Raw genomic sequence first — 25,378 nt, forward strand, 5'->3', positions numbered from 1 at the left:
TGCACCGGTCACGATCGGCCCCGCCGCGGCAGACCGAGACCCTTGACGGCGATCATGTCCCGCAGGACCTCGTTGACCCCTCCGCCGAAGGTGTAGACGAGCCCGGTACGCGAGGAGTGCTCGAGGTCGCCGTCGAGGACCGCGCCCGCCCCGCCCGGGCGGATGCGCCCGGCCGCGCCGACGATGGCGCTCAGCGTGCGCTCGGCGTCGATCTGCGCCTCCGACCCGTAGGTCTTGACCGCGCCCGCCTCCGTGCCGCTCAGCGTGCCCTCGGCCACCGCGCAGGTCATCCGCCAGTTGAGCAGCCGCATGGCCTCCAGCTTCGCGTGCAGCCGGGCCAGTTCCTCGCGCACCCATGGGCGCTGTGCCGCACCCGACGCCTGCGCCCAGGCCAGGGTGTCCTCCCAGAGCCGCTGCATGCGGCCGTTCTGCGCGGCGAGGCCGACCCGCTCGTGGTTGAGCTGGGTCGTGATGAGCGACCAGCCGCCGTCGAGCTCGCCGACGACGTTGCCCAGCGGGACCCGGATGTCGGAGTAGTACGTCGCGGTGACCGACAGGCCGCCGACGGTGCGGATCGGCGTCCAGGAGAACCCGGGGTCCGAGGTGGGCACGATGACGATGGAGATGCCCTTGTGCTTCTCGGCGTCCGGGTTGGTCCGGCAGGCCAGCCAGACGTAGTCGGCGGTGTTCCCGCCGGTCGTGAAGATCTTGCTGCCGTTGATCACCAGGCTGTCGCCGTCGACCACCGCCCGGGTGGACAGCGAGGCCAGATCGGTGCCGGCGCCGGGCTCGGTGTAGCCGATGGCGAAGACGATGTCGCCGGAGACGATCCGCGGCAGGTACTGCCGCTTCTGCTCCTCGGTGCCGAACTCGATGAGCGTCGGGCCCACGGTGTTGACCGTGACGAACGGGAACGGCAGCCCGGCCCGGTGCAGCTCGTCGAAGAAGACGTACTGGTCCTCGAACGAGCGGCCCTGACCGCCGTACTCCTTGGGCCAGCCGATGCCGAGCCAGCCGTCCTTGCCCAGCCGGCTGACCACCTCGCGGAACCGGTCACCGCCGGCGCCCTCCGCACTGAGCTCGCGCCGCTCCTGCGGCGCCGCGAAGGAGGAGAAGTAGCCCCGCAGCTCGCGCCGTAGCTCGAGCTGAGCGGGTGTCTCATGCAGGTCCACGTCGGTAGCTCCTCACATCGGCAGGAAGCGCAGGCGCCCATTGGTCTGGAACTCCTCGCGCATCAGCCGCTTGTCGTCGTCGGTCATCGGCGTGTAGGCGGGCCCCGTGCGCCCGGCCCACCAGTAGACGGGGTCCGCGCAGCGCCAGCCCTCGACCTTCACGTCCTTCTTGCGGATCTTCCCGGACCCGGTGGTGGGCAAGCCGTACGAGAATCGGACGTATCGCGGGAGGTCCTTCGACCCGAGGTCGTCCTGCGCGGCGAGGAACTCGGTGAGCCGCAGGTCGTCGAAGGTCGTGGCCGGGGAGACCTCGACCGCCGCCATCACCTGGTCGCCCGATCGGGGGTCGGGCACCGCGAAGACGCTCGCCGCGACCACCGCCGGATGCCGCTGCAGCACCCGTTCGACGTGCAGCGCGGAGATGTTCTCCCCGTCCACGCGGATCCAGTCGCCCTCGCGCCCGGCGAAGTACATGAACCCGGCCCCGTCCACGTAGCCCAGATCGCCGGTCCAGTACCACCCGTGCCGGATCTTCTCGGCGTTGGCCTCCGGGTTCTTGTAGTAGCCCTCGAACTTGGCCTCGCCGTTGAGGTCGACGATCGCGCCCACGGACTCCTCCGCGTTGGTCACCCGCCCGTGCTCGTCGAGCACCGCGGGCGGGCAGACCTGCCGCGTCTCCGGGTCCACGACCACGACGTTCGGGCCGGTGGGGCGGCCGAGCGCGTTGGGCGGAGTGTCCGGGCCCGGCAGGACGAAGCCGCCGGCCTCGCTGGAGCCGAAGCCCTCGGTGAGCGGGCAGCCGAAGCGGCGCAGGAACTCCTCCCGGTCCGCCGGCGAGGCCTCGGTGCCGAAGGCGTGCACCAGCGGGTTGTCCCCGTCGTCGGGGCGCGCCGGGGTGGCCAGGAGGTAGCCGACGGCCTTCCCGACGTACGTGAAGTAGGTCGCCCCGTACGCGCGGACCTCTGGCAGGAACCGCGAGGCGGAGAAGCGCGGGGTCAGCGCGATGCACGCCCCCGCGACGAGCGCCGGCGCCCACAGCGCCATGAGGGCGTTGCCGTGGAACATCGGCATGCAGCAGTAGCAGACGTCGTCGGCGACGAGGCCGAACCGGTTGCGGTTCATGTACCCGAGGCCGACCAGCCTGCTCTGCGAGCAGATCGCCGCCTTCGACGCCCCGGTGGTGCCCGACGTGAACAGCAGCAGCATCCGGGTGGCCGGGCCGACCTCCGGCGCGACCGCCGGGGCGTCACTCTCCCCGGCGACCAGCTCGGCGTACTGCGGGGTGTCGATGAGCAGGTACCGATCGGGCGCGACCCCGACGTCGAGCCCGCGCAGCAGCTCCAGGCCGGCCGCGTCGGTGATGATGAGCTGGCAGTCGGTGTGCGCGACCTCCTGCTCCAGGTATTCCCCGCGCTTGGTCGAGTTGATGCCGACGATCGTGGCGCCGGCCAGCGCCGCCGCCCCCAGCCAGAACGCGAACTCGGGGACGTTGTTCAGCAGCACGCCGATGTGGAAGGGTCCGGGCCGGCGCAGGCGCTGGGCGAGCGCGGCGCGCGCGGCGCTCGCCCGCACCACCTCGTCCCAGCTCCACGTGCGCTCGAAGGTCCGCAGACCGGGCCGGCTGTCGCCGCCGCGCCGCAGCAGTAGGTCGGCCACGGTCTGCGGCCGTTGCTCCGCAGTCATCAGCGGACCATCGCCACGTAACGCAGGTCCGTGATGCCGATGCTCATCCAGGGGATGTTGTCGTAGCCGACGACCTTGGGGCCGGCGACGGCGGTCTGCGTCATGTTGCAGATCGGGATGAACCAGGCCTGCTCCATGATCGTCTTGGTGATGTCCTGATACATCGGCGCGCGCTTGTCCTGGCTCAGCGTCGGGCTGGCGGCCGCGGTCGCGTCCTTCGCGAGCTGGGCGGCCTGCGGTTCAACGGAGAGCTTGTACGTGCCGCTCGGCGAGAAGTACGTATTGAAGGTCTCGGCCGGGTCCACCTTCGGGCTGAACGAGTTGGCCACCATGAGCTCGAAGTCGCCCTTGATGAACCGCGGCTCGTTCTCGCTGGTCGGCACCGGGTTGAGGCTGGCCTGAATCCCGGCGGCCGACAGTGCCGCCTGCACGACGTTGGCCGACTGCTCGACGTTGCTGCCCGCGGGGAAGGTCACCGTGACCTTCGCGCCGCCGGCCTGCGACACCAGCTCCTTCGCCTTGTCGACGTTGTGGGCGTACGGGTACTTGTAGTTCGGGATCGCCCACGGGGTGGAGTCGGGGTAGATCTGCTGGGTCGGCGTGCAGTAGCCGGAGAACAGCGCCTTGACCGCGTTCGGGTCGATCGCGTACGCGATCGCCTGCCGCACCTCGGGCTTGGCCAGGTCGCCCTGGTTGGCCCGCAGGTAGACGCCGAGGATGTTCCTGTACCGGGTCTTCGCGATGTGGAATTGACCCTGGTCGGCCAGCTTCTGCACGGTGACGATGTCGGCCGGCGAGTTCGCGGTGCTCAGGTCGAGCTGGCCGGTCTGCACGCCGCGCACGCGGGTCGTGCCGTCCTGGATGAAGGTGACCTCGACGCCGCCCAGGCGCCCGGCGGCCGGGTCCCAGTAGGTGCGCGGGGCCTTGGTCATCTTGAAGCCCTCGTTGGGCGTGAACTTCGTGACGACGTACGGGCCGGTGGTCGCGTTGCCGGGGTTGTTGGCGAGATCGTACGACGGGTCGGCGATCGCCTTGGGGCTGATCATCATGCCGGCGTTGGTCGTGAACGTGGACAGGAGCTGGACGCCGCCGCCGGCGCGCAGCGTGAACCGCACGTGGGTGTCGTCGACCGCCGTGACGTCGGTGATGTCGGCGAACGCGGACTTGAGCGTGCTCTTCTCGAAGGTCTTGCTGCGCTCGATGTTGGCCTTGACCGCGGCGGCGTTGAACGGGGTGCCGTCGTTGAAGGAGACGCCCTCGCGCAGGGTGAGGGTCAGGCTCGAGCCGTCGGCGGAGAACTCCCACTTGGTGGCCAGGCCCGGGATCAGGTTGTCGTTCTTGTCGAGCATCGTGAGCCGGTCGTACGTCAGGGCGAGGTAGCCGTTCTCGCCGTAGCTGGCGACCAGCGCGGGGTCGAACGTCCGGATCGGCGACGGGAGCGCGACCCGCAGGATCGCGTCGGGGTTGATCGCCCCACCAGCGGACTCGCCGCCTGCTGGGGTCTTCGCGGCGTCGGCACAGGCCGCCAGGCTCACCGAGAGAGCCGCCACCAGCAGGCCTTTCAAGACGAAACCAGATCTAGGGACGCTCAAGTTAAGTCTCCTTTGACTGTGCGCAACCCAGCAAGCGCTTGTTCAAGACAGTACGAATGCGCACATGGCCCGGTCAAGCGCTTGTTCAAGACGGAAAGATCTCGTTCTCGTAGCCCCACGTCATGTCCCCACGAACCGGTCGACCGAGTAGCAGCGCACAGCAATGGGTGGTTATGGGACATACCTGCCGGGTGCCGGGACCGGGCATCCGTTGTGGCGGACCTCCCTTCCGCGAGGGCTAGCCAGCCACCGGACGGCGATGATTGACTCACCTCCGGGGTGAACAGCTGTTCACCCCGGTTGCGGTGTGAGGAGTGTTGTGGATCGGCCCATTCCCACCTTGGGCAGCGCCACGGCCAGGAAGACCCGCAGCACCGTCGTCGTCGCCACCCTGGCGACGTGCGGCATCGCCGTGTCGCTACAGCAGACGCTGGTGCTGCCGGTGCTGCCCGACTTCCCGCGGCTGCTGCACACGAGCGTCGACAACGCGTCCTGGCTGGTGACCGCGACGCTGCTGGCCGGGGCGGTCGCGACCCCAACGCTGTCGCGGCTCGCCGACATGTTCGGCAAGAAACGCATGCTGCTGGTGACCCTGGCCATCCTGACCGCCGGTTCGGTGCTCGGCGCGTTCAGCCAGGCCCTGCCGCTCATCATCGCCAGCCGCGCCTTGCAGGGCGTCGGCGTGGCGCTCGTCCCGATCGGGATCGCCATCATGCGCGACGAGCTCCCGCAACAGCGGCTCGCGCTCGGCGTCTCCGTGATGAGCGCAACCCTCGCCATCGGCGCCGGGGCCGGCCTGCCGCTGGCCGGCCTGATCGTCGAGCACTTCGACTGGCACTCGGTGTTCTGGGTCAGCGCCGCCGTGAGCACGGCGCTGTTCGTGGCGGTGGCGCTGATCGTGCCGGAGTCGCCTGTACGCACCCCTGGATCGTTCGACTATCCGGGGGCCGTGATGCTCTCGGCCGCGGTGACGGCCCTGCTCCTCGCCCTGTCCAAGGGCGCACACTGGGGCTGGCTGTCCTACCGGACCACCGGGCTGATCGTGCTGGGCCTGCTCCTGCTGGCGGCGTGGCTGCCCGTCGAGCTGCGCGTGCGCAACCCGCTCATCGACGTACGGGTCGCCGCGCGACCGGTGGTGCTCCTGGTCAACAGCGCCTCCGTCCTGAGCGGCTTCGCGATGTTCTCCAACATGCTCGGCACGACCCAGCTGCTGCAGCAGCCGACGGAGACCGGATACGGGCTGGGCCTGGACATTCTGCATGCCGGGCTGTGGATGGCGCCGAGCTCGCTCGTCTTCGGCGCGATGGCGCCCGCGGCGGCGGCGATCACCCGGCGGTTCGGCCCGCAGACGACGCTGCTGGCCGGCGCCTGGGCCATGGGTGCCGCATACGTGGCCCGCGTCTGGCTCAGCCATGAGCTCTGGCAGATCGTCACCGGCTCGATGCTGGTCGCCGCCGGCACGTCGATGACGTTCGCCGCGATGCCCAGCCTGATCATGCGCGCCGTCCCCGCGACCGAGACCGCGTCCGCGAACGGGCTCAACACGCTGCTGCGCTCCGTCGGCACGTCGACGTCGAGCGCCACCCTGGCCGCGATCATCACCGTCACGGTGAGCCGCGTCGACGGCGTGGCGTTGCCCAGCTTCGGCGCGTTCACCACCATGTTCTGGATCGCGGCGGCGGCGTCGTTCGTGGCCGGGCTGTTCACGCTGCCGCTGTTCCGGATGGTGGAACGGGAGGACGACCCGCCGGCCAGGGCGGTACGCGTACCCGAAGTCGTCGTGGGCGGCCGGGTGGTCGGCCGCGACGGCAACGCCGTGCGGAATGCGGTGGTCACCCTGCTCACACCGTCGGGTCAGCCGATCGGCTGGAGCCAGGTCGACTCCTCCGGGTGCTTCTCGCTCGCGATCCCCGGCGCCGGCCGGTACCTCATCGTCACGGCCGCCGAAGGGTGGGCGCCGCAATCGCGGCTCGCCTCGCTGCACGCCGGGCAGGACATCGAGCGCATCGTCCTTTCCGACCGGCTCACCCTGGCCGGCGAGGTCAGTGACGCCCACGGCCCGATCGGCGACGCGACCGTGGCCATGACCCGCTTGAGCGGGGAGGTGGTGAATGCGGGCCGGACCACCGTGGACGGGCGATACGAGATGCCGCTACCGTCGAGCGGACGATACGTCCTCACCGTGGTCACGCCGTGGGCGACGACCGAAACGCGGGTCGTGACGATCTGGGGCGCCGCGCGCGTGGTCGACGTGCGGCTGCGGACCAGCCGCGACGACGAATCGGCGTGCCCCGCCGCAGCGCGACGGGGACGGGAGACGACCGAGGCGACATGACAGGAGAGGCGTCCGATGAGCCACAACGCGGCACTGGTCGCGCCGGCCACCGAGCCGGACGCTGCGGACGCACCGGCGCCCGGTTCCTCCCGGCAGGCCGTCCTCGCCGCCGCGACCGAACTCTTCGCCGAACGCGGCTATGACCAGGTCACCATCCGTGACATCGCCGCGCGGGCCGACCTGTCCCCCGCCATGGTCATGAAGTGCGCCGGCAGCAAACGTGAACTGTTCCTGCGCTCCGCGCGGATCACACCGCCGCCGCTGCCCGACGTGCCCAGGTCCGAGCTGGGCGCACGCCTCGTCGAGGAGCTGCTCACCCGGTTTCGTCGCGAAGCCATCGAGCCGCTCGCCCGGGCGCTGAACCTCCGGCTCTCCGCCCCTGACCCGGACAGCGTGCGTCAGCAGTTCGTCGCCGGCTACCTCGACCCCCTGGGCGAACGCCTCGGCGGCGACGCCGACGCCCGGCTCCGGGCGGAGCTGGTCGTCGCCGCGCTGACCGGACTCGCCGCCAGCGTACGGATCTTCAACACCCCCGCCATGGGCGCGGCCCCGGACGAGGTCATCCGCCTCTACGGCACGGCCATCCAGCACCTCATCGATCGCTGACCGCTCTGGGTTGGTTACGCTCCAGGCATGTTCCGTGAGGCCCGGCCTGGCGACTTCGAGCAGATCATCCGCCTCTATCGGCAACTGCAGCCCGACGATCCGGTGCTGACGGACGGATCCGACGCGGCGGTTTTCCATCAGATCCTGAGCTCTGCGGTGTTGCATCTCTTCGTACTCGAACTGGAAGGGGCCGTCGTCGCCACGACGTACCTCAACGTGATCCCCAACATCACTCGATCGGCGTCGCCCTACGCCGTCATCGAGAACGTCGTCGTCGATGAATCGCGGCGTGGTGCGGGTCTGGGCAAGCGGGTCATGGCCGGCACGCTCCAAGCCGCATGGGACGCGGGCTGCTACAAGGCGATGCTGTTGACGGGCTCGCGCAAGCCGGCGACCCACGCCTTCTACAGGGCCTGCGGGTTCTCGGCCGACGCCAAGACGGGGTACGTGGCCCGGCCATCGTGATGTGGCGGATAATTCTGGGCCGTGCGTGTGCTGTTCACCGCAGTCCCGATCTACGGCCACCTCCTGCCCCTGCTCCCCCTCGCCGAGGCGGTGGCCGACGCCGGTGACCAGGCCGCCGTGGCCGTACCACCGTCGATGGCGCACCTGGTCAACGGACTCCCGGTGCGCCCGACCGGCCCGGACACGGCCGAACTGCTGGCGGAGAACGCCCGCCGCACCGGCGGGGCCGACATGACGGACCCACCGGACGTCTTCCCGGTGGCCTCGTTCTTCGCCGCCACCCGGGTCGACCTGACCTTCGACGAGACGCTGGAGCAGGCGCGCGAGTTCGGCGCCGACGTCATCGTCGCCGACGAGTACGACGCGGTCGGCCCGATGGTCGCCTCCGCGCTGCGGGTACCGCTGATCCAGCATGCCATCGGCCTGCCGGTGTCACCGCCGCCGCTCGCCGGGGCGATGCGGGCCCTGCTGGCCCCGCGCTACGCGCGGCGCGGCCTGGCCCGAGCCGACCGCTTGGCCCTCGTGGACCCCTGGCCGCCGGCGTTGCACGACCCGCACTGGTCACCGCCGGCCGACCGGCTGCCGATCCGGGCCCGGGCGTACGCCAGAACAGCCCCGGCCGATCTGCCACCGTTCACCGCACCCAGCCGGCGCCCCCGCGTGCTCGTCACCCTGGGAACCGTCCTGCTCGACGCCGGCATGCTCGACGCCCTCGTGGACGCCGTGGCCGCGCTCGGCGACGTGGACGTGCTCGCCGCCGTCGCGCCGGGCGCCGCACGTCCGTTGACAGACAGCCGGGACAACGTCCGCCTCGTCGGCTTCGTGCCCATGGCGCAACTGCTCGCCACCGGCGTCTCGGTCGTCGTGGCCGCGGGCGGCGCCGGGACCGTGCTGGCCGCCATGAGCCACGGCATCCCGATGGTGCTGTGGCCCAAGGGCGCCGAGAAACCGATGAACGCCGAGCGGGTCGCCGCGGCCGGGGCCGGCATCACCATCGAGGAACCGGCCGGGTCGGCCGACGCGGTCCACGAGATCCTCAATGACACGTCGTACCGCACCGCGGCCGACCGGATCGCCGAGCAGATCCGCCGCACACCCGACGCCGGTCAGGTCTGGTCCGCGCTGCGAGACCGGCTCCGATCCTGACACGTGAGCCGAAGCAGCGTACAATTTCTTGTACGTCAGGTTTGGGGGTCCGGTGCGCACCGTCAGTTACTCAGAGGTCCGGCAGAACCTCGCCAAGGTTCTCGACCAGGTAGTGGACGACGCCGAGGAGGTCGTGGTCACGCGGTCCGGCCACGAGGCCGCGGTCATCATCTCGCTGCGCGAGTACGAGTCCTTGAAGGAGACGGCCTACTTGATGGCCAGCCCCGCCAACGCCCGCCGGCTGAACGAGGCCATCGAGGAGCTACGCGCCGGCGGCGGCGAAGTTCACGACCTGATCGACCCGGACGGCAACGCGGAAGCCGCGTGAAGGTCCAGTTCGCCTCCCGCGGCTGGGAGGACTACTTGAGCTGGCAACAGGACCGTCAGATGCTCCGCCGGGTCAACACGCTGATCGAAGACATTCGCCGCAACGGCCACCAGGGCATCGGCAAACCTGAGCAGCTGCGGGGCAACTGGGCCGGCTTCTGGTCCCGCCGCATCGACCAGGAACATCGGCTGGTGTACCGGATCGTCGACGACACCGTCCAGATCGTGCAGTGCCGCTACCACTACGAGTAGCAGTCCACCTCTTTCAGGCCCTCCGTATACCCGTCGTCCACCCTCCGGGGAACAGGCCGGCGACGTGCGCGACCACGCTCGGCGGCCCCCGCCGCCGGCCTGTCGGCTTGCCTGGACGACGGGTCTGCAGAGGGCCGCCCACCGGAACCCCGAGGCCCATCTGGGGCCGCCAGGGACTCGAACCCTGAACCTACGGAATAAAAGCGGTGGGAGTGCTTGATCAATTCACTCATCTGCCGATGTGCGTGCAGCGGGATCACGCCTGGCCTGCGATATACCGCGTGCTGGGTCAACGGTTGCGGCCGCCGGATGCGTCTGTTCGGAAGATGGACTTCCACGAGTACGTGTACGCCCGCGGGCCCGCGCTGCTTCGCCTTGCCTGCCTGCTGACCGGCGACCCGCACCGGGCCGAGGACCTTGTGCAGGAGGTACTGGCCAGCGCATATACGAAATGGCACCGGATCAGTACTGCCGACCGCCCCGACGTGTACATGCGCCGCATGCTCGTCAACGCGAACATCTCGTGGTGGCGGCGGCTGACCAATCAGGAAGTCACGATCGACGCCGTCCCCGATCGCGGCGGCGGCGACCATGAGCAGGCCGTGGCCGACCGGGACGCGATGTGGCGCCTCATCCGCGCGCTGCCGCCGAAACAGCGCGCAGTCCTGGTCTTGCGGTACTACGAAGACCTCGGCGACGCGGCGATCGCCGAGATCCTGTCGTGCTCCACGGCGACCGTCCGGACCCATGCCATGCGCGGGCTGGAGACCTTGCGGGGACATTTCTCGGCACCGAGCACCTCGACCTCTGGGAGCGTGACATGATCAACGAACTGCTGACCGAGACACTTCGTGAGCGGGCCGAAAGCCAGGCGGACCTCACCGTCCTGGCGCAGCGCGCCGCCAGGCGAGGCCGACGCCGGATCGCGACGCGCCGATTGGCCACCGGAGGTACCGCCTTGGTGGTGACCGGTGCCCTGGTCATCGGTATCGCGGTGTACCGCAACCACGGCGAGCCGTCGATGCCGGTCGGTGTTTCCCCGCTCGTCGTCGTGCCCGGCGTTCCCGGGCTGCCCACGACCGACGCGTCTCGCTTGCCGAGCCGCGCCGAGGTGACCGCCAGCGGCCCGGACGAGTTGCCGTTCGCACTCGATGCGATCCCTGCCGCGTACGACCTGTACGACGCGCGGTTCGGGCTGGAGCCGGAGCTGCGGCTCCGAGACGATCGGGGGGCCAGCGCCCAGCTGCAGCTGCTGGACAAGCCGACGCCGATCGAAGCCGCGGAATCGACGCAGGCGCTCACCGTGGGGCAGCGCCCGGCGACGCTGTACCGCTCCGGCGACTTCCACCGGGTGGTGTGGGAGATCGCCGACGGTGCCGGGGTGTGGATGCACGTGACCGCCGGCAGCGATGCACTCGCCATGGAGCTGGCCGAGCACGTCCGCCTCGACCGTCGCACGCACTGCGCCGTGCCGGCCGCGCCCGTCGCCTTGCCGACCGGCTACGCCGTGGAGGACTGCGACGTCTCGCTGCGGTTGCTGCCCGAACAGCAGCGGGCGTCCCTGGACGGCGCGACCATCACCTACAGCCAAACTGGCACGGCGCACCGCATCATGATGATCGTCGTGAAACGGGAGCCGCGCACGAAGGACGACGAAGACGCTGCGCTGGACCGCAAGGTGGCCGGCTGGCCGGCGGCGTTGGTGCCCTTCGAGGACGGAGTGCAGCTGCAACTGCCCGAGTTCGGCGAGCTGACCTTGGCCATGACGACGTCCCGCGGCGCGACCGAAGCCGAGGTACTGGCGGTGGGCAAGGTTGTCCGGTCCGCCCCGGACATCTCGATGCCGGAGCACTGGCTTCCGGCGACGCCGGGCTGAGATCGGTTACCGGTTCGCCGGTGACCAGGCGCGCACGGGCTGCCGTGCGCGCCTGGTCAAGTCCACACATGCCGCAGGTCTCGCGCGGCGGCCGGCTCGGAGATCGTCACGCTTCGTGGCGGCGAGTCCGGTACGTCCAACGGCACCAACGGCGCTCGCTCGTGCCGATGACAGTGCGCCCGATCTTGACAACGGGCGGAAGCCGGGACCGGCCGGGGTCGGTCAGAGCAGGCGGCGTTCGCGTAACCGAGCGAACCGGTGCGGCGGCACGCAGTCGGCCAGATTCCGTTCTAGGTCGACGAGCTCAAGGTCGACCGGGTACACCACGAAATCGTCGGCGACCGGCAGCATATCCGACCAGTCGCGATGGTTGAGCCGGGCCGCCACCGCGCACAGCAGACGCCGGCCGACCTCGGATCCGGCGGCGTCGTCGACGTCGTCGGCGTTGAGCAGGGCAAGCTCCTGTCGTACCAGCCGCACCAATGGGGCGTCGTCGAGGTTGACGTCGGCACCGGCCTCGAAGTCGGCCGGCGACCATGCGGCCCGGGCATCGATCGCCGCCAAGGCGATGCATTCTTCCTCGGTGGCCCCATGGACCTCGAAGGACAGCGTGTCCGATCGGTAGTAGCTCAGCGCGACGCGGGCGACCGGCCCGTCGATTACCAACCCTGCCACGGCGTCCGGGATCAGAGCGAGGAAAGCGTCCTCGATGCTCCGGCACTCCGCGTCGAGGTCGAATCCCGCTGGCGGCCGCTCGTAGCGCACCTGGGACCGACGGCCCGTGACCTCGACGACGCGGACCAGGCCGCTCTTGTCGTGCTCGGCCGTCAGCACCGAAGCCGCCCGGCCGTCGTGCTCGATCTCGACGCGGCTGATGCGCCCATCGGCGTATGCGTACGACTCCCGGCCCGACCCGCGCCGCGCGACCATGTCGGCCGAACGCATCAGTCCGTCCCCGAAACGGTACTCGTGCAGGTAGATGGGCCCTCCCCTGTCGAAGTGAGCCGCCTCGACCACGTCGCCGTCGTAGCGGACGAAGGTCTCGTAGTACAGGCGGCCGTGAAGGAACCCGCTGTACTGCTCGGTCACCACCGCGCGGCCCTCGGCATCGAACCCGATGCGCAGGACATCCCGATCCACCGGCGGTCGGTCGTCCAACCGGCGGCCGGCCTTGAGCAGGTCCCGTTCGAAGTGCAACGGACGAAGATCCAGACCCGGCCAGGTGTACCAATCCCAGCGCCCGACGAGCGCGGTCGCCGCTCGTTTCCGAGAGTCGTACTCGCCAGCGAGCTGAGCGAATCGCCTGGCAAGATCATCCATGCTCGAAACCCTACCCGGCCCTCCGCCTCGTCGGAGCGGGCCGCGGCGCACATCCGGATCTGCCGCTGTGTGCTCGCCATCGGACATCGATAGTCGGTCCCGGGCGGCTGGTGGGCCGGAGTCGGGGCGCGGCCGCCGTGGCGTACCTGCCCGTGCTCGTGCTCGCGGTCATGGTGGTGATCGTCGTGATCTTCGTCGTAACGCCGGTGGCGATCGGAGAGCTACATGCGCCTGTCTTCGTCCGCCGTGTCACGCCCACAAAGCCAGGCACGTCTGTCTTGCAGCCACCACGCTCACCGCGGATGCTCCCAGTGAAGCGGGTCTCGCGAGGACGGGAAGGCGTAAGGCCACCTCGGTTGCTGGAAGCAGGCCTTCCGCGCCGCAAACCGACCGACCCGTCATGGTCGCCGCACGTCGAAAGACTGCCAGCGCGGCCTCCCCCGCCTGCGTGCCGGACAGCGGCAAGCCGCAGCTGTGTGCAGCGCGACCAGGTCGGCCGCGCGCTTTCGCTGGAGCGGCGCGGACCGTCCATCCCTTGATCCGCGGATAGCTGACTTGTGGATAACTCGGACTTTCTTTATAATTCGGGCTTTACAGGATCGAAGCCGCAATCTAGAGTTTTCGCCAGTCGAGACCGACCCCCGGTGCTTCGACGACCGCCGCGGAGGCCGGGTGCACTGCGCTTGACCGCATTGCACGGAGCCGACGTCCTGGTGACGCCTCCGCTGCGGTATCGCGTCCGTGCCCGGCCGACCGGGACGGCGACGGTCTCTTGGGTGACCACGGATTCGGCGGCGCGCTCGCCGTGCGGCCATGCCCTGGCACCCTCGGCCGATCTTCTCAGCAACCAGGACAACGGCCCCACGTCCATCGGGCACCGAACACCCTCAAGGAGACCTGATGCTCACCCGCAGGCCCAAGGCGTTGACAGCGCTGCTGCTGGGCTGCCTGGCGCTCGTCGGCTCGGCGGTAGGCGCGTGCGGTTCCGCCACACCGGGCGAGAAACGGCTCGTGGTCGAGATCTTCGGCGACCTGGGATACCGCGACCTGTACACCAGGTTCGAACAGACCCATCCCGGTGTCAAGATCGTCGAGCACATCGTCTCGTACGACGACCATCACAAGAACCTGCAGGCGCACCTGCTGGGAGGATCGGGAACCGGCGACATCGAGGCCATCGACGGCGGCTACATCGCGCAGTTCAAGGTCATGGCCGACAAGTTCGTCGACTTCAGGGACTACGGCGCCGACCCGGATCAGTGGCTGGCGTGGAAGTCGCAGCAGGCGACCGGGGCCGACGGCAGGCTGATGGGACTGGGCGCCGACATCGGCGGCCTGGCGATGTGCTACCGCAGGGATCTGTTCGCCCAGGCCGGCCTGCCGACCGAGCGCGACCAGGTGGCCGCGTTGTGGCCCGACTGGCAGTCCTACATCGCGACCGGCAAGCGGTTCATGGCCAAGGCCCCCAAGGACCCTGAGAAGGTGGCCTGGTTCGACTCGGGGGCCAACGTCTTCAACGCCATCATCGGCCAGGCGCCGGTCGGCTACACCGCCTCCAGCAACAAGGTGGTGGTGGCGGACAATCCCGCCGTCAAGGAGGCGTTCGACCTCGCGGTCGAGGCCGTGCAGGCCGGGCAGTCGGCGAAGCTGGCGACGTTCAGCCAGCAGTGGAACGCCGGCTTCCAGCGGGGATCGTTCGCGACCGTGGTCTGCCCGGCGTGGATGACCGAGACGATCAGGCAGAACGCGCCGCAGACCAGCGGCAAGTGGGACATCGCCACGGTCCCCGGCGGCAGCGGCAACTGGGGCGGCTCGTTCCTGACCGTGCCCAAGCAGAGCAAGCACCCCAAGGAGGCCGCCGAGCTCGCCAGGTTTCTGACCGCGCCCGAGCAGGCGAGCTGGATCTTCCGCACCCAGGGCCACCTGCCCAGCCAGGCCGCGCTCTACGACGACCCGGCCGTGCTCGGCAACACCAACGCGTTCTTCAACAACGCACCCACCGGCCGGATCTTCACCGAGGCCGCGAAGACCCTGCAGCCGCAGTACCAGGGCCCCAAGGACGGCGACATCGGACCGCTGATCGGCCTGGGGATCGCCCGGGTCGACAAGGGCAAGCAGGGGCCCACCCAGGCGTGGCGGCAGGTGCTGAAGGACGTCGCGAATGCCACCGAGCCGTAACCGGCGCGACCGTCGGCCGAGCAGCGAAAGATCCGGAAAGGAACAACGAGCCTGATGGCAGTCTTCGCACCCTCGTCGGTGTTACCCGGGCGGCGGGGGACCACACCGGCGGCGACGCAGCGGCGCTCACGCCTGCGCCACAAGTTCGATGTGAGCGGCACTCCGTATCTCTACATCGCACCGTTCTTCCTGGTGTTCGCGGCGTTCGGGCTGTTCCCGCTCCTGTACACCGGCTGGATGGCCCTCACCCAGTGGAACCGCGACATACCCGGCAGCGAGGGCACCTTCGTGGGGCTGGGCAACTTCGCACGGCTCATCCACGACGACTACTTCTGGAACGCGCTGCTCAACACCGCCGCGATCGGCGTGCTGGGCACGGTGCCGCAGCTGGGGCTCGCGATGTGGTTCGCCCATCTGCTGCATCGCAAGATGCGCGCCCGCACGCTGCTGCGGATGGGTGTGCTGCTGCCCAACATCACATCGGTCGCCGCCGTCGGACTGATCTTCGCCCAGCTGTTCGGGCGGGACCTCGGCCTGATCAACTGGGTGCTCAGCCTGGTCGGGCTGGGCAAGGTCGACTGGCAGGCGGGCACCTGGCAATCGTGGGTGGCGCTGGCCGTCATCCTCACCTGGCGATGGACCGGCTACAACTCCCTGATCTACCTCGCCGCGCTGCAGGCGGTGCCGGACGACCTCTACGAGGCGGCGGACCTCGACGGCGCCGGGCAGTTCCAGAAGTTCTGGAGCATCACCGTCCCGGCGCTGCGCCCGACCATCATCTTCAGCGTCATCATGTCGACCATCGGCACCATCCAGCTGTTCACCGAGCCGCTCATGTTCAACCCGGGGATGAGCCCGACCGGTGGTGACTCCCGCCAGTTCCAGACCCTCGCCATGTACGTGTACGAGCAGTTCTGGACCCACGGCAAGTACTCCTACGCGGCCACGGTCTCCTGGGCCATGTTCATGATCATCGTGCTGGCGGTCGGCGCGAACTACCTGATCTCCCGACGCATCCGGAGCTCCACATGACCTTCATCCCGGTCTCCCGTGCCATTCCCCGCGAGTCCCTCGGCAATCGCCGCAACCGCGGCAGGTCCGTGACGTCGGGGGCGCCAGGACAGCGCCGCGCCGGGAAGAAGACCTACGTGCTGCTGGGGCTCATCGCCGCGGTGTCGGCGTTCCCGCTGTACTGGTCCCTGGTCGCGGCGTCCAACGACAACTCCGCGGCGGGAAGCTGGCCGCCCAAGCTGCTGCCCGGACGTCACCTGTGGACCAACCTGCAGCAGGCGTACACGCAGGCGAACTTCGGCCTCGCCCTGCTCAACTCGATCATCGTCGCGACCGTGGTCACGCTCAGCGTGGTGCTCACCAGCACGCTGGCCGGTTTCGCCTTCGCGAAGCTGCAGTTCCGTGGCCGGGGCGCCCTCCTCGGGTTCCTCCTCGTGACGATGATGGTTCCGGCCCAGCTGGGCATCATCCCGCTGTACATCATGATGTCGCAGTGGCTGGGCTGGACCGGACACCTGCAGGCGGTGATCGTCCCGGCCGCCACGTCCGCGTTCGGCGTCTTCCTGATGCGCCAGTACCTGTCCGAAGCGCTGCCCAACGCGTTGCTGGAGGCCGGCCGGATGGACGGATGCTCGACGCACCGGCTGTACTGGCACGTCGTGCTGCCCGCGGCGCGGCCCGTCGCCGCGGTGCTCGCGCTGTTCACCTTCATGAACTCCTGGAACGACTTCTTCTGGCCCCTGCTGGCTCTGGGCCAGGGCAACCCGACCACCCAGGTCGCACTGTCCACACTGGCCGGTGGCTACTACATGGACTACTCGCTGGTGCTCGCCGGAACGCTGATCAGCACGGCGCCGGTGCTGCTGGTCTTCGCCCTCCTCGGCAAGCAGATCATCGGCGGGATCATGCAAGGGGCGGTGAAGGCGTGACCGAGTACGCGCCACAGGGCTGGACCGTCTGGCTCATCCCGCACTTCCACTACGACCCGGTGTGGTGGAACACGCAGTCCGCGTACACCCAGACCTGGGACCAGCCGCAGGATACGCGGGATCAACCGCAGGACGCGGCGCGCTTCGCCTGGCCCGGCCACAGCGCGTTCAGCCTCGTCAAGGCGCACCTGGCGAAGATCCGCGAGGATCCGCAGTACAGCATGGTCCTCGCCGAGGTCGACTACCTCAAGCCGTACTGGGACACCTATCCCGAGGATCGCGAGCTCATCCGGCGGCTGCTGGCGGACGGCCGCCTGGAGCTGGTCGGCGGCACCTACAACGAACCCAACACCAACCTCACCGGCATCGAGACGACGATCCGCAACGCCGTGCACGGTGTCGGGTTTCAGCGGCACGTCATCGGAGGCGTCCCGGCCACGGCCTGGCAGCTGGACGTGTTCGGCCACGATCCGCAGTTCGCGCAGGTGATGGCCGGCGCCGGGCTGACCTCGATCGCCTTCGCCCGCGGCCCCTACCACCAGTGGGGGCCCATGTTGACCAGCTGGAACATCCGCGAACACCGCAAGCCGTTCGCGCCGGCCCAGTTCCCCACCGAGTTCGAGTGGGTGTCACCCGGCGGCGACGGCCTGCTCACCCACTACATGGCCGGGCACTACTCGGCCGGCTTCAGCCTCGACGCCGCCCAGGACCCGCGGACCGCGGCGGGCGAACTGCACGAGCTGTTCGCCGAGCTCCGGCCGGCCGCCGCGACCCGCAACGTCATGATCCCGATGGGCAGCGACTTCAGCCCGCCGATGCGGTGGGTCACCGAGCTGCGCGCGGCCTGGGACGAGCGATACCCGCACGTGCGGCTGCGATACGGGCTGCCGCGCGACTTCTTCGCCGCCGTGCGAGACGAACTCGCGGCGCGGGGCGTGCACGCCACGCCGCAGACCCGCGACATGAACCCGATCTACACCGGCAAGGACGTCACCGCGATCGACACCAAGCAGGCCCACCGGCTGGTGGAGACGCTGCTGCTGGACGCCGAGAAGTGGGCCACCTTCGCCACCCTGCACGGCGCCGCCTACCCCGCCGCGGCCGTCGACAAGGCGTGGCGGCTGCTGCTGTTCGGCGCACACCACGACGCGGTCACCGGCACCCAGTCCGACCAGGTCTACCTCGACCTGATCGCGGGCTGGCGCGAGGCGCACGACCTGGCGGCAGAGGTCGACCGGTCGGCCCGCCGGCATCTGACCCGGCACGTCGACACCCGCGGGGAGGGCACCGCAGTCGTCGTGTTCAACCCGCTGTCGCACACCCGGACGGACACCGTCGGCCTGGAGATCGAGCTCGACCCGGGCGTCGGCGTCACGCTCGTCGACGACGGCGGGGTCCCGGTCCCGTACCTCACCGAGGCCCTCGCGCCCGCCTCCGACGGGCAGCCGGGCCGGGCGCTGCTGCGGTGGGTCGCGCGCGATGTGCCGTCGATGGGCTACCGGACCTTCCGCCTGCTGCCCGGCACCGCGGAGCCGTCCGCGTCCGCGTGGCGGCCCGTCGAGGCGACGGGCATCGCCAACGACCGCTACCGGCTTCGCGCGGATCCCGCACGAGGCGGCACACTGACCGAGATCACCGACCTCGCCGCCGGCCGGGACATCCTCCCGCCGGGCCGCGTGGCCAACGAACTGGTCTGCTTCGCCGAACACCGCGACCACCCGGAGTTCGGCGAGGGCCCGTGGCACCTGCTCCCCCACGCCGTCGTCTGGCGCGGCGCGGACACCGCGGCCACCGTCACGGTCGAACGCTGCCCCATCGGCGAACGCATCACGGCGACGGCGGAGATCGACGGATGTCGTTACACGCAGCACACCACCCTGTGGCACGGCATCGACCGGATCGACTTCGCCACGAGCATCGACGGGTTCGCCGCCACCGACCGGCTCCTACGGGTGCGGGTGCCCTGCCACATCCCCGGCGGCATGCCGGTCAGCGAGACCGCGGCCGCCGTCATCGGCCGCGGCTACGCGCTGCTCGACGCGGACGCGGCGGAGCATCCCCGGACGCTGGACAACACGGCGCACCGGTGGTTCGGCCTCGCGGCGGCGCTGACCGTCCACCTCCATGATCCGCAGCGGCGTACCGAGCGCTCCCGGGCGGTGTCGATCGCCGAGATCGTCGTCCCCGACGGCGATCAGGGCGTGCCCTCGACCCGGCGGCTCGCCGTCGGACTGGCCAGGGCGGGTGTCACCGCCACCGTGACGACCGCGACAGGAAACCGTTACGGCGCGCTGGACACCGACTCCAACCTCCCCGACTGCCGCGTCGCGGTCGGCGGCCCGCGGCGCAACGAATTCGTCGCCGAGCTGCTCGACCGGGCGCCGGCGCAGGTCGGCGCCGAGCTGGCCGCGCAACTCGCGGCCACCGGCACGGCCCGCCTCTGGATTCCGGCCGAGCGGCCGATCGAGGAGGTCTGGCGACCGGGCGCCGACGTGCGCGCGGTCCGGGACCTGCCCGTACTGCTGATCGCCGGCAGCGACACGCAGGCCGAGCAGCGGGCCGTCGCCGAGTTCCTCGACGACGTCGGCGACGCGCACCTGCACGTCACGCAGCCGCTCGCGCTGCACCGCGACGAGAGGGCCGTCGACGACTACGCCGTCGCGCTGCTCAACCGCGGCACCCCCGGCTTCGCGGTCGAGCCCGACGGCACGCTGAACATGTCGCTGGCCCGCGCGTGCACCGGCTGGCCCACCGGCACCGCGATCAATTTCGCGGATCTCAGCGCACCGGGCGGGCGCAGCTTCCAGCACCACACCAGCAGGCGTTTCGAGTACCACCTGGTGAGCGGCCCCGGTGGCTGGCGTACCGCCGGGTTCACCGCCGCCGGGGAGTCCGTCAACCATCCGCTGGCCGCGACCGTCGCGCCGGCCGCCGCCGGGCCGCTGCCGGCGACCGGATCCCTGCTCGGCGTCGAGCCCGCGGAGAGCTTCGTCGTCACCGCGGTCAAACCGCGGGGCGAACCGCTCGCCGCCGGCTCCACGGCACCCGCCGACGCGTGCGACAGCCTGATCGTCCGCGGCTACGAACCCCACGGCCGCGCCGGCCGGGTCGCGATCCGCCTCGCCGGGGGTATCCTCTCGGCCGCCGCCACCGACCTGCTCGACCGCCCGGGCGCGGACCTCGAGCACGACGGCCGGCAGGCATACGTCGACGTCGAGGGCTTCCGGATCACGTCGCTCGCCCTGTCACCCGCTCGCGCCGAGCGGGGCCGGACGACGCTCACGGCGAGCACCGAACCGGTGCAGCCCGTGTTCACCCGCTACTGGCTGCACAACTGCGGCCCCGCGCCGATGGGCAACCTACCCGTCACACTCACCCTCCGGCCGGAGGACGACGAGCCGCGAACCGACGGCGCCGCCGCCGGCGTGCGGCTGCGCGCCCAGATCGTCTGCGACGACGCCGACGCCGGCTACGCCGGGAATCTGGTCGTCCGGGCACCGCAGGGGTGGATCGCGACACCGCGGTCGAAATCCGTGACCGTCGCCGCGGGAGGCCACCTCAGCGTGCCCGTCACCGTCACGGTTCCCGACACCGCCGCCCCCGGTTGGTACGCGGTGGCGGCGAGCATCAACCACCAGGGGCAGGACCTGGAGGACGTGCTCATCGTGCCGGTGGCCGGGCCTGAGCAGGCCCAGCCCGAGCCGCTGCTGCGCGCCCGCAGCGAGGCCCAGGAGCTCACCCTCACCCCCGGGGCGCGAGGCCGCGTGCGCGTAGCGGTGACCCACACCCTGCGCACCGCGCTGCACGGGTACGTCCAGCTCATCACCCCGCACCACATCTGGTCGCTGACGAGCGGCCAGACCCGCGGCCTCACGATCGCACCCGGGTCCACGCAGAGCGTCGAGTTCCCCATCGCCGTCCCCGCCGCGACGCCACCCGGTGAGTTCTGGGCCCAGCCCAAGGTCTGTGCCTACGGACACATCGCGTACGCCGAACCCGTTCGCATCATCGTCCGGCCGGACGAAGGCGGCCGGCGCCCCTACGAACCGTACCTCCAGCGGCTCGCTCGGCAGAGCGGGTGACGTGCTCGGCGGCCGACTCCGGATTGGCCGCTCTGTCCACGGGTAGCTTCACGTTGCCCGGCGACAACCACGAGCACGCAGGGAGAAACGGACGTGGGAGGACCCGAACCCGTCCCTCCGGACGGGGACGCCCGGCTTGATCATGACGCCTTGCCCGGGGGGCGGGAGGCGCTGAGCGCGGGGCCGTTCCGGGTCGCGCCGACCGTGTACGACCCGCGGCAGGCGCGTGAGCTGCACCGCCGGCTCACGCGCTGGAGACCGTCCTACTGGCCGCTGATCCTCTCCTACCTGCTCATCGTGGCATTCGACTTCTGGTCCGCCGACCCGATCGCCGGCTTGCTCGGCTGGCCGCTGACGGTGCTGTGGACGTGGCCCATCTTCACCACGCTCACCGGCATCGTCGGCATACGACGCACGCGCAAGGCACTGCACGAGTCAGAGGCCCGCTGGTCCGGCCGCGGGCTGACGAGAACCGACGATCTCCTGGTCGTCGTCGTGCCCACCATCGGCCGGTACGACACCTATCCCGCGCTCGAGCGTTCGGTGCGCTCCTACATCGCCTATCTGCCCAGGTGCTTTTCCAGGCTCAGGATCGACATCGTCATCGACGAGGGTTGCGAGGCGAGGGAGTGCATCGCCGACCTCGCCGACGGCAGCGAGCTGATACGGCTCGTCACCGTGCCGAGGGGGTACCGCACCGCCAACGGGACGAGGTTCAAGGCGCGCGCCACCCACTATGCGCATGAACTGCGGATCCGCGAACACGAGGCCCGCGACGACGTGTGGGTGCTGCACATGGATGACGACACCGGCGTGGGACCCGACACCGCCCTGGCCATGGCGCGGTTCATCGAGGAGCAGTTTCTGGCCGGCCGCGACGCCAAGCACCTGGCTCAGGGCATTCTCACGTACCCGCGCGAATACGCCGTAAACAGGCTCATCTGGCTGGCGGACGCCGTGCGGCCGGCCGAGGACGTGGGGCGCTTCTCGGCCTGGACCGGCAGTGGCACCCCGCGCGCCGGCGTGCACGGGGAGCTCCTGCTCGTGCGGGCCTCGATCGAGGCGACCATCGGCTGGGACTTCGGCCCGCAGAGCCTCGTCGAGGACGCCCAGTTCGCACTCATCTTCAGCGCTCGCCACGGGGGCCGCAGCGCCTGGTTCGGCGGGCGGTGCTACGGCGCGTCGCCCGCCACCCTCCGCGACTTCTTCCGGCAGCGCGAGCGGTGGTCCTGGGGCCTGGCGGCCCTGGTGTTCAACCGGTCGCTGCAGCTGCGAAACCGGGTGCTGCTCGGGTACTCGGTGCTGGCGTGGGTCCTCGGCCCGATCCAGAACGTCGGGGTCGTGCTGCTCCTCGCCATCCTCATCGCCGATCCCAACACATCCCCGGTGACGCTCGTCGTCATCCCGATCTGGGCGCTGAACATGGCCTACACGATCTGGATGTACTGGGAGGGCCTGCGGGTCAATGCCGGCGTCTCCGGCGACGACCGGCGCAAGTGGTGGGAGTCCCTGGCCGTGGTCATGCTGATCCCGTTCTTCGGGCTGATGGAGAGCCTCCCCGGGCTGCGTGGGTTCGTGAGGTTCGCCCGGCGCGCCGAGAACAAGTTCCTCGTCATCGCGAAGCCGTCGTGACCCGTCGTGACCCGATCACGACCGAGGGCGGGGGTCACCGTAGACGGTGGCCTCCTTCGAGGTCTCCGCGATGCCGTTCGCGCCGTGGAAGAGGCGCCGGCCCCATGAGGTCAACCGGTCGGGGTCGAAGCGGTCGGCCAGGTCGAGGTACTCGACGCCGCCGCTGTTGCCGCTCCACGACCAGCCCAGGTATCCGATCCCGCGGGACTGTGCCTCGTTGATGATGGCTTCCGCGGCCACATCGCCGTCGGAGTGCTTCCAGCCGAACTCACCGACCACCAGCGGCAGTCCGATGCTCTGGAAGGCGTCGTAGTAGTCGGTGACCTTCGCGGCGGTGCCGTACACGCCGTACATGTGGACGGAGAAGACGGTGTTGCGCCGCGGGTCGCTGTTGAACACCGACGGGGCGTTGGTGCGCATGATGCCCGACCAGTCCTGTCCCCAGTTCGGCCCGTCGACCATGATCAGGTGGCGCAGGCCGGTGTCGCGCAGCTTCCTGATCGCCGCGCTCGTCTCGCCGGCCCAGCCCGAGGCGTCGCTGTTGCCATACGGCTCGTTGCCGATGTTGACGACGACGAAGTCCTCCTGGCCGGCAAGCACGTCCTTCAGCCCGGCCCAGTAGTCGGCGGCCTGGTCCAGCGTGCTGCTGCCGCCGCCGCTGTCGCCGTACCCGGTGGTGTCGTGATACTCCAGGACACAGATGAGCCGGTTCTGCTTGCACGTCGAGATGACGTCGGCCACCTCGCCGGCCCCGACGTCAGCCGTCAGCACCACGCGCACGGCGTTGGCACCCAGCTTCTTGAGATCGGCGAACGCCCGGCTCTGGTGCTTGTGCCAGGCGTATCCGTGACTGACGCCGCGCATGACGAAGCTGTTGCCGTTGGCCTCGATGATGTTCCTGCCGCTGACGTGCAGGCCGACCTTGTCCTGCGCGGAGCGGACTGCCGACTGCACCGACTTGGCCGACCGGCCCGGATGATGCGTGGCCGCGAACAGGAACGCGATCAGTGCGGTGCACACTACCCCGACCTTAACAGCTGGTTTCCTCATGATCTCCTTCGGCTGTGGTCGCCGACCAGGCAACGTGCGGGTGAATCCCACGCACTCCGGCTGCGGCTACCTCGTGTTCCCGCATGACCCGCCGAGCGGGCTCGCCGCTTCGACCCGCGGCTGGCCAGGAACCTATCACCCGAGGGTGACCGCCACGGCCACGGATCCGCCGGCTCCGGCGGTCCGCGGATCCGTTGGCCCGGACGCGATCGGGAGGGTGCACATCGCCATCGGGACGCGGATCCTCACCGCGCTCTGCGCGGGATCGCTGCTGGGCGCCCCCCATCGGCGGTAGCGGCGAGGACCGTGTCGTGGTGCGGGGACCAGCGGCAGGCCGGGTCGGTCGCCGACGCGTCGCCGGTGAGCTGGAACGCCTGGCAGCGGCAGCCGCCGAAGTCGACGTCGCGTAGGGCGCAGCCGCGGCACGGCTCAGACATCCACGCGGTACCGCGGAAGGCGTTGAACAGTGCCGAGTCCTGCCAGATGCCGGCCAGCGGGGCGGTGCGGACCGACGGCACCTCGATGCCCGGCAGCTGCCCGGCGGCGAGACACGGCAGGGCGTCGCCGCCGGGTGTCACGACGAGCTGCCGGGTGCCCCAGCCCTGCATGCACGGCTTCGGCGTGCCGGTGTGGTAGTCGGGCCGCACGTACACGATCTCGACCCGCTCGCCGTGGCGGCGGTGCACCTCGGCGGCCGCCTCGGCCGCGGCGTCCACCTGGGCCCGGGTCGGCATGAGCGCCGCCCGGTTGCGCAGCCCCCAGCCGTAGAACTGCGTGTGGGCGAGTTCCAGCCGGTCGGCGCCGAGCGCCACCGCCAGCTCGGCGATCTCCCCCAGTCTGGCCACGTTGCCGGCGTGCAGCACCACGTTGACCGTCAACGGGATCCCCGACGCGCGGATCAGCCCGGCCGCGGCGAGCTTGCGGTCGTGGAACCGGCCGCCGGCGATCCCGTCCGCCTCGGCCCGCCGGGCGTCCTGGACCGACAGCTGCAGATGGTCAAGGCCCGCCGCCAGCAGCGCCGCCAGGCGGTCGGCATCCAGCGGGATGCCGCTGGTGACGAGGTTGGTGTACATGCCGAGCCGGGCCGCGTGCCCGACGATCTCGGGCAGATCCCGGCGCAACAGTGGCTCGCCGCCGGAGAGGTGCACCTGCAGGACACCCGCGCCGCGCGCCTGATCCAGCACGTCGCACCACTGCGCCGTGCCGAGTTCGTCGCGGTGCGCCGCGAGCTCCACCGGATTCGAGCAGTACGCGCACTGCAGCGGGCACCGGTAGGTGAGCTCGGCGAGCAGCCCGGTCGGCCGCGGATGCGCACCCGTCCAGCTGGTCGCCCCGGCGGTGCCCGCCTGGACGCCGCCGGGACGTCCGGCGGGTCCGGTGCGGCCGTCGCTCAGCAGCCTCCGGTCGCTCAGGTCGGCCAGCAGCCGCTCGACATCGCCGGCGTCGACGCCCGCGTACTCCCGCGCGAGCAGCTCGACGATGCCGGCCAGGTCGCGCCGGCCGTCGCACGCTCGCACCACGTCCGCCGCGACCGGATCGAGCAGTAGCACGCCCTCCGGGTACAACAGCGCATGCCCGGCCCGCACCGGGTCCCACTCGAAACGGACGCCGCGGGCAAGCCCTGGCCGGCGGTTCGTGAGGCTGGTCATGTCGCCTGAGCGTATCGGCGCCGCAGGCGCGGGCCAGCGGAATCCGCTACGGTCCCCCGGTTTTGGCGCCGCC

At 70.3% G+C, this 25,378-nt stretch carries 19 protein-coding genes; 13 read left to right on the forward strand and 6 right to left on the reverse strand.

The window, feature by feature from the left end:
• Positions 1-8: 8 nt before the first annotated feature.
• From AB0367_RS05270 to AB0367_RS05280, 3 genes are read right to left on the reverse strand one after another with little or no spacing between them, the layout of a single operon-like run.
• Positions 9-1,172, reverse strand: a complete 1,164-nt coding sequence (locus AB0367_RS05270) for an acyl-CoA dehydrogenase family protein (RefSeq protein ID WP_366224909.1) — start codon at positions 1,170-1,172, stop codon at positions 9-11.
• A 12-nt stretch (positions 1,173-1,184) separates the two neighbouring features.
• Positions 1,185-2,855 carry an AMP-binding protein gene (locus AB0367_RS05275; protein WP_366224910.1) on the reverse strand — a complete coding sequence of 557 codons (1,671 nt, stop codon included), beginning with the start codon at positions 2,853-2,855 and terminating at the stop codon, positions 1,185-1,187.
• The gene (locus AB0367_RS05280; protein WP_366224911.1) at positions 2,855-4,447 is read right to left on the reverse strand and encodes an ABC transporter substrate-binding protein; all 1,593 of its coding nucleotides are present in this window, start codon (positions 4,445-4,447) and stop codon (positions 2,855-2,857) included. The genes AB0367_RS05275 and AB0367_RS05280 overlap by 1 nt, the downstream gene beginning before the upstream one ends.
• 319 nt (positions 4,448-4,766) lie before the next feature.
• Here AB0367_RS05280 and AB0367_RS05285 point away from each other — a divergent pair, with 319 nt between their 5' ends.
• The 8 genes from AB0367_RS05285 (at position 4,767) to AB0367_RS05320 (ending at position 11,454) form a co-directional block, all read left to right on the forward strand.
• Entirely contained in the window at positions 4,767-6,782 is a 2,016-nt protein-coding gene (locus tag AB0367_RS05285; protein ID WP_366224912.1) for an MFS transporter, read from the forward strand.
• A gap of 15 nt (positions 6,783-6,797) precedes the next feature.
• Positions 6,798-7,388, forward strand: a complete 591-nt coding sequence (locus AB0367_RS05290; RefSeq protein ID WP_366224913.1) for a TetR family transcriptional regulator — start codon at positions 6,798-6,800, stop codon at positions 7,386-7,388.
• A 27-nt stretch (positions 7,389-7,415) separates the two neighbouring features.
• Positions 7,416-7,853, forward strand: a complete 438-nt coding sequence (locus tag AB0367_RS05295; RefSeq protein ID WP_366224914.1) for a GNAT family N-acetyltransferase — start codon at positions 7,416-7,418, stop codon at positions 7,851-7,853.
• Positions 7,854-7,874: 21 nt separating this feature from the next.
• Entirely contained in the window at positions 7,875-8,999 is a 1,125-nt protein-coding gene (locus tag AB0367_RS05300) for a glycosyltransferase (RefSeq protein ID WP_366224915.1), read from the forward strand.
• 52 nt (positions 9,000-9,051) lie between these two features.
• Positions 9,052-9,327 carry a type II toxin-antitoxin system prevent-host-death family antitoxin gene (locus AB0367_RS05305; protein WP_366224916.1) on the forward strand — a complete coding sequence of 92 codons (276 nt, stop codon included), beginning with the start codon at positions 9,052-9,054 and terminating at the stop codon, positions 9,325-9,327.
• The gene (locus tag AB0367_RS05310) at positions 9,324-9,578 is read left to right on the forward strand and encodes a Txe/YoeB family addiction module toxin (RefSeq protein WP_366224917.1); all 255 of its coding nucleotides are present in this window, start codon (positions 9,324-9,326) and stop codon (positions 9,576-9,578) included. The genes AB0367_RS05305 and AB0367_RS05310 overlap by 4 nt, the downstream gene beginning before the upstream one ends.
• 326 nt (positions 9,579-9,904) lie before the next feature.
• The gene (locus AB0367_RS05315; protein WP_366225120.1) at positions 9,905-10,402 is read left to right on the forward strand and encodes a SigE family RNA polymerase sigma factor; all 498 of its coding nucleotides are present in this window, start codon (positions 9,905-9,907) and stop codon (positions 10,400-10,402) included.
• On the forward strand, positions 10,399-11,454 hold the full coding sequence (locus AB0367_RS05320; protein ID WP_366224918.1) for a hypothetical protein: 1,056 nt from the start codon (positions 10,399-10,401) through the stop codon (positions 11,452-11,454). The genes AB0367_RS05315 and AB0367_RS05320 overlap by 4 nt, the downstream gene beginning before the upstream one ends.
• Positions 11,455-11,676: 222 nt before the next feature.
• Here the strand turns inward: AB0367_RS05320 and AB0367_RS05325 are convergent, their stop codons facing one another.
• Positions 11,677-12,774 (reverse strand): hypothetical protein, encoded by a 1,098-nt coding sequence (locus AB0367_RS05325; RefSeq protein WP_366224919.1) that lies wholly within the window; start codon positions 12,772-12,774, stop codon positions 11,677-11,679.
• 900 nt (positions 12,775-13,674) lie between these two features.
• Between AB0367_RS05325 and AB0367_RS05330 the strand changes: the two genes are divergently transcribed.
• The 5 genes from AB0367_RS05330 to AB0367_RS05350 all read left to right on the forward strand — a co-directional run bounded on the left by AB0367_RS05330 (position 13,675) and on the right by AB0367_RS05350 (position 22,606).
• Positions 13,675-14,952, forward strand: a complete 1,278-nt coding sequence (locus AB0367_RS05330) for an extracellular solute-binding protein (protein ID WP_366224920.1) — start codon at positions 13,675-13,677, stop codon at positions 14,950-14,952.
• Positions 14,953-15,006: 54 nt separating this feature from the next.
• On the forward strand, positions 15,007-15,984 hold the full coding sequence (locus AB0367_RS05335; protein WP_366224921.1) for a sugar ABC transporter permease: 978 nt from the start codon (positions 15,007-15,009) through the stop codon (positions 15,982-15,984).
• Positions 15,981-16,892, forward strand: a complete 912-nt coding sequence (locus tag AB0367_RS05340; RefSeq protein ID WP_366224922.1) for a carbohydrate ABC transporter permease — start codon at positions 15,981-15,983, stop codon at positions 16,890-16,892. Before AB0367_RS05335 ends, AB0367_RS05340 begins: the two co-directional genes overlap by 4 nt.
• Complete coding sequence (locus AB0367_RS05345) at positions 16,889-20,974, forward strand: glycoside hydrolase family 38 C-terminal domain-containing protein (protein WP_366224923.1); 4,086 nt, start codon at positions 16,889-16,891, stop codon at positions 20,972-20,974. The genes AB0367_RS05340 and AB0367_RS05345 overlap by 4 nt, the downstream gene beginning before the upstream one ends.
• A gap of 150 nt (positions 20,975-21,124) precedes the next feature.
• Positions 21,125-22,606: a glycosyltransferase family 2 protein gene (locus AB0367_RS05350; RefSeq protein WP_366224924.1), complete on the forward strand. Its 1,482-nt coding sequence runs from the start codon at positions 21,125-21,127 to the stop codon at positions 22,604-22,606.
• 15 nt (positions 22,607-22,621) lie between these two features.
• On the opposite strand, the gene AB0367_RS05355 is transcribed toward AB0367_RS05350, so the two are convergent.
• Together AB0367_RS05355 and pqqE are read right to left on the reverse strand one after the other, a co-directional pair.
• On the reverse strand, positions 22,622-23,626 hold the full coding sequence (locus AB0367_RS05355) for a glycoside hydrolase family 5 protein (RefSeq protein WP_366224925.1): 1,005 nt from the start codon (positions 23,624-23,626) through the stop codon (positions 22,622-22,624).
• Between the two features lie 275 nt (positions 23,627-23,901).
• Positions 23,902-25,305, reverse strand: coding sequence for a pyrroloquinoline quinone biosynthesis protein PqqE (gene pqqE / locus AB0367_RS05360; RefSeq protein ID WP_366224926.1), 1,404 nt, complete (start codon positions 25,303-25,305; stop codon positions 23,902-23,904).
• Between the last annotated feature and the right edge of the window lie 73 nt (positions 25,306-25,378).

The organism is Dactylosporangium sp. NPDC051484 (genome assembly GCF_040689395.1).
Taxonomy (GTDB): domain Bacteria; phylum Actinomycetota; class Actinomycetes; order Mycobacteriales; family Micromonosporaceae; genus Dactylosporangium.

Excerpts from the sequence above, each read along its gene's own strand:
- pqqE (WP_366224926.1), bottom strand. The coding sequence starts at position 25,305 with ATGACCAGCCTCACGAACCGCCGGCCAGGGCTTGCCCGCGGCGTCCGT.
- AB0367_RS05335 (WP_366224921.1), top strand. The coding sequence starts at position 15,007 with ATGGCAGTCTTCGCACCCTCGTCGGTGTTACCCGGGCGGCGGGGGACC.
- AB0367_RS05320 (WP_366224918.1), top strand. The coding sequence starts at position 10,399 with ATGATCAACGAACTGCTGACCGAGACACTTCGTGAGCGGGCCGAAAGC.
- AB0367_RS05325 (WP_366224919.1), bottom strand. The coding sequence starts at position 12,774 with ATGGATGATCTTGCCAGGCGATTCGCTCAGCTCGCTGGCGAGTACGAC.
- AB0367_RS05290 (WP_366224913.1), top strand. The coding sequence starts at position 6,798 with ATGAGCCACAACGCGGCACTGGTCGCGCCGGCCACCGAGCCGGACGCT.
- AB0367_RS05315 (WP_366225120.1), top strand. The coding sequence starts at position 9,905 with ATGGACTTCCACGAGTACGTGTACGCCCGCGGGCCCGCGCTGCTTCGC.
- AB0367_RS05275 (WP_366224910.1), bottom strand. The coding sequence starts at position 2,855 with ATGACTGCGGAGCAACGGCCGCAGACCGTGGCCGACCTACTGCTGCGG.
- AB0367_RS05340 (WP_366224922.1), top strand. The coding sequence starts at position 15,981 with ATGACCTTCATCCCGGTCTCCCGTGCCATTCCCCGCGAGTCCCTCGGC.
- AB0367_RS05295 (WP_366224914.1), top strand. The coding sequence starts at position 7,416 with ATGTTCCGTGAGGCCCGGCCTGGCGACTTCGAGCAGATCATCCGCCTC.
- AB0367_RS05330 (WP_366224920.1), top strand. The coding sequence starts at position 13,675 with ATGCTCACCCGCAGGCCCAAGGCGTTGACAGCGCTGCTGCTGGGCTGC.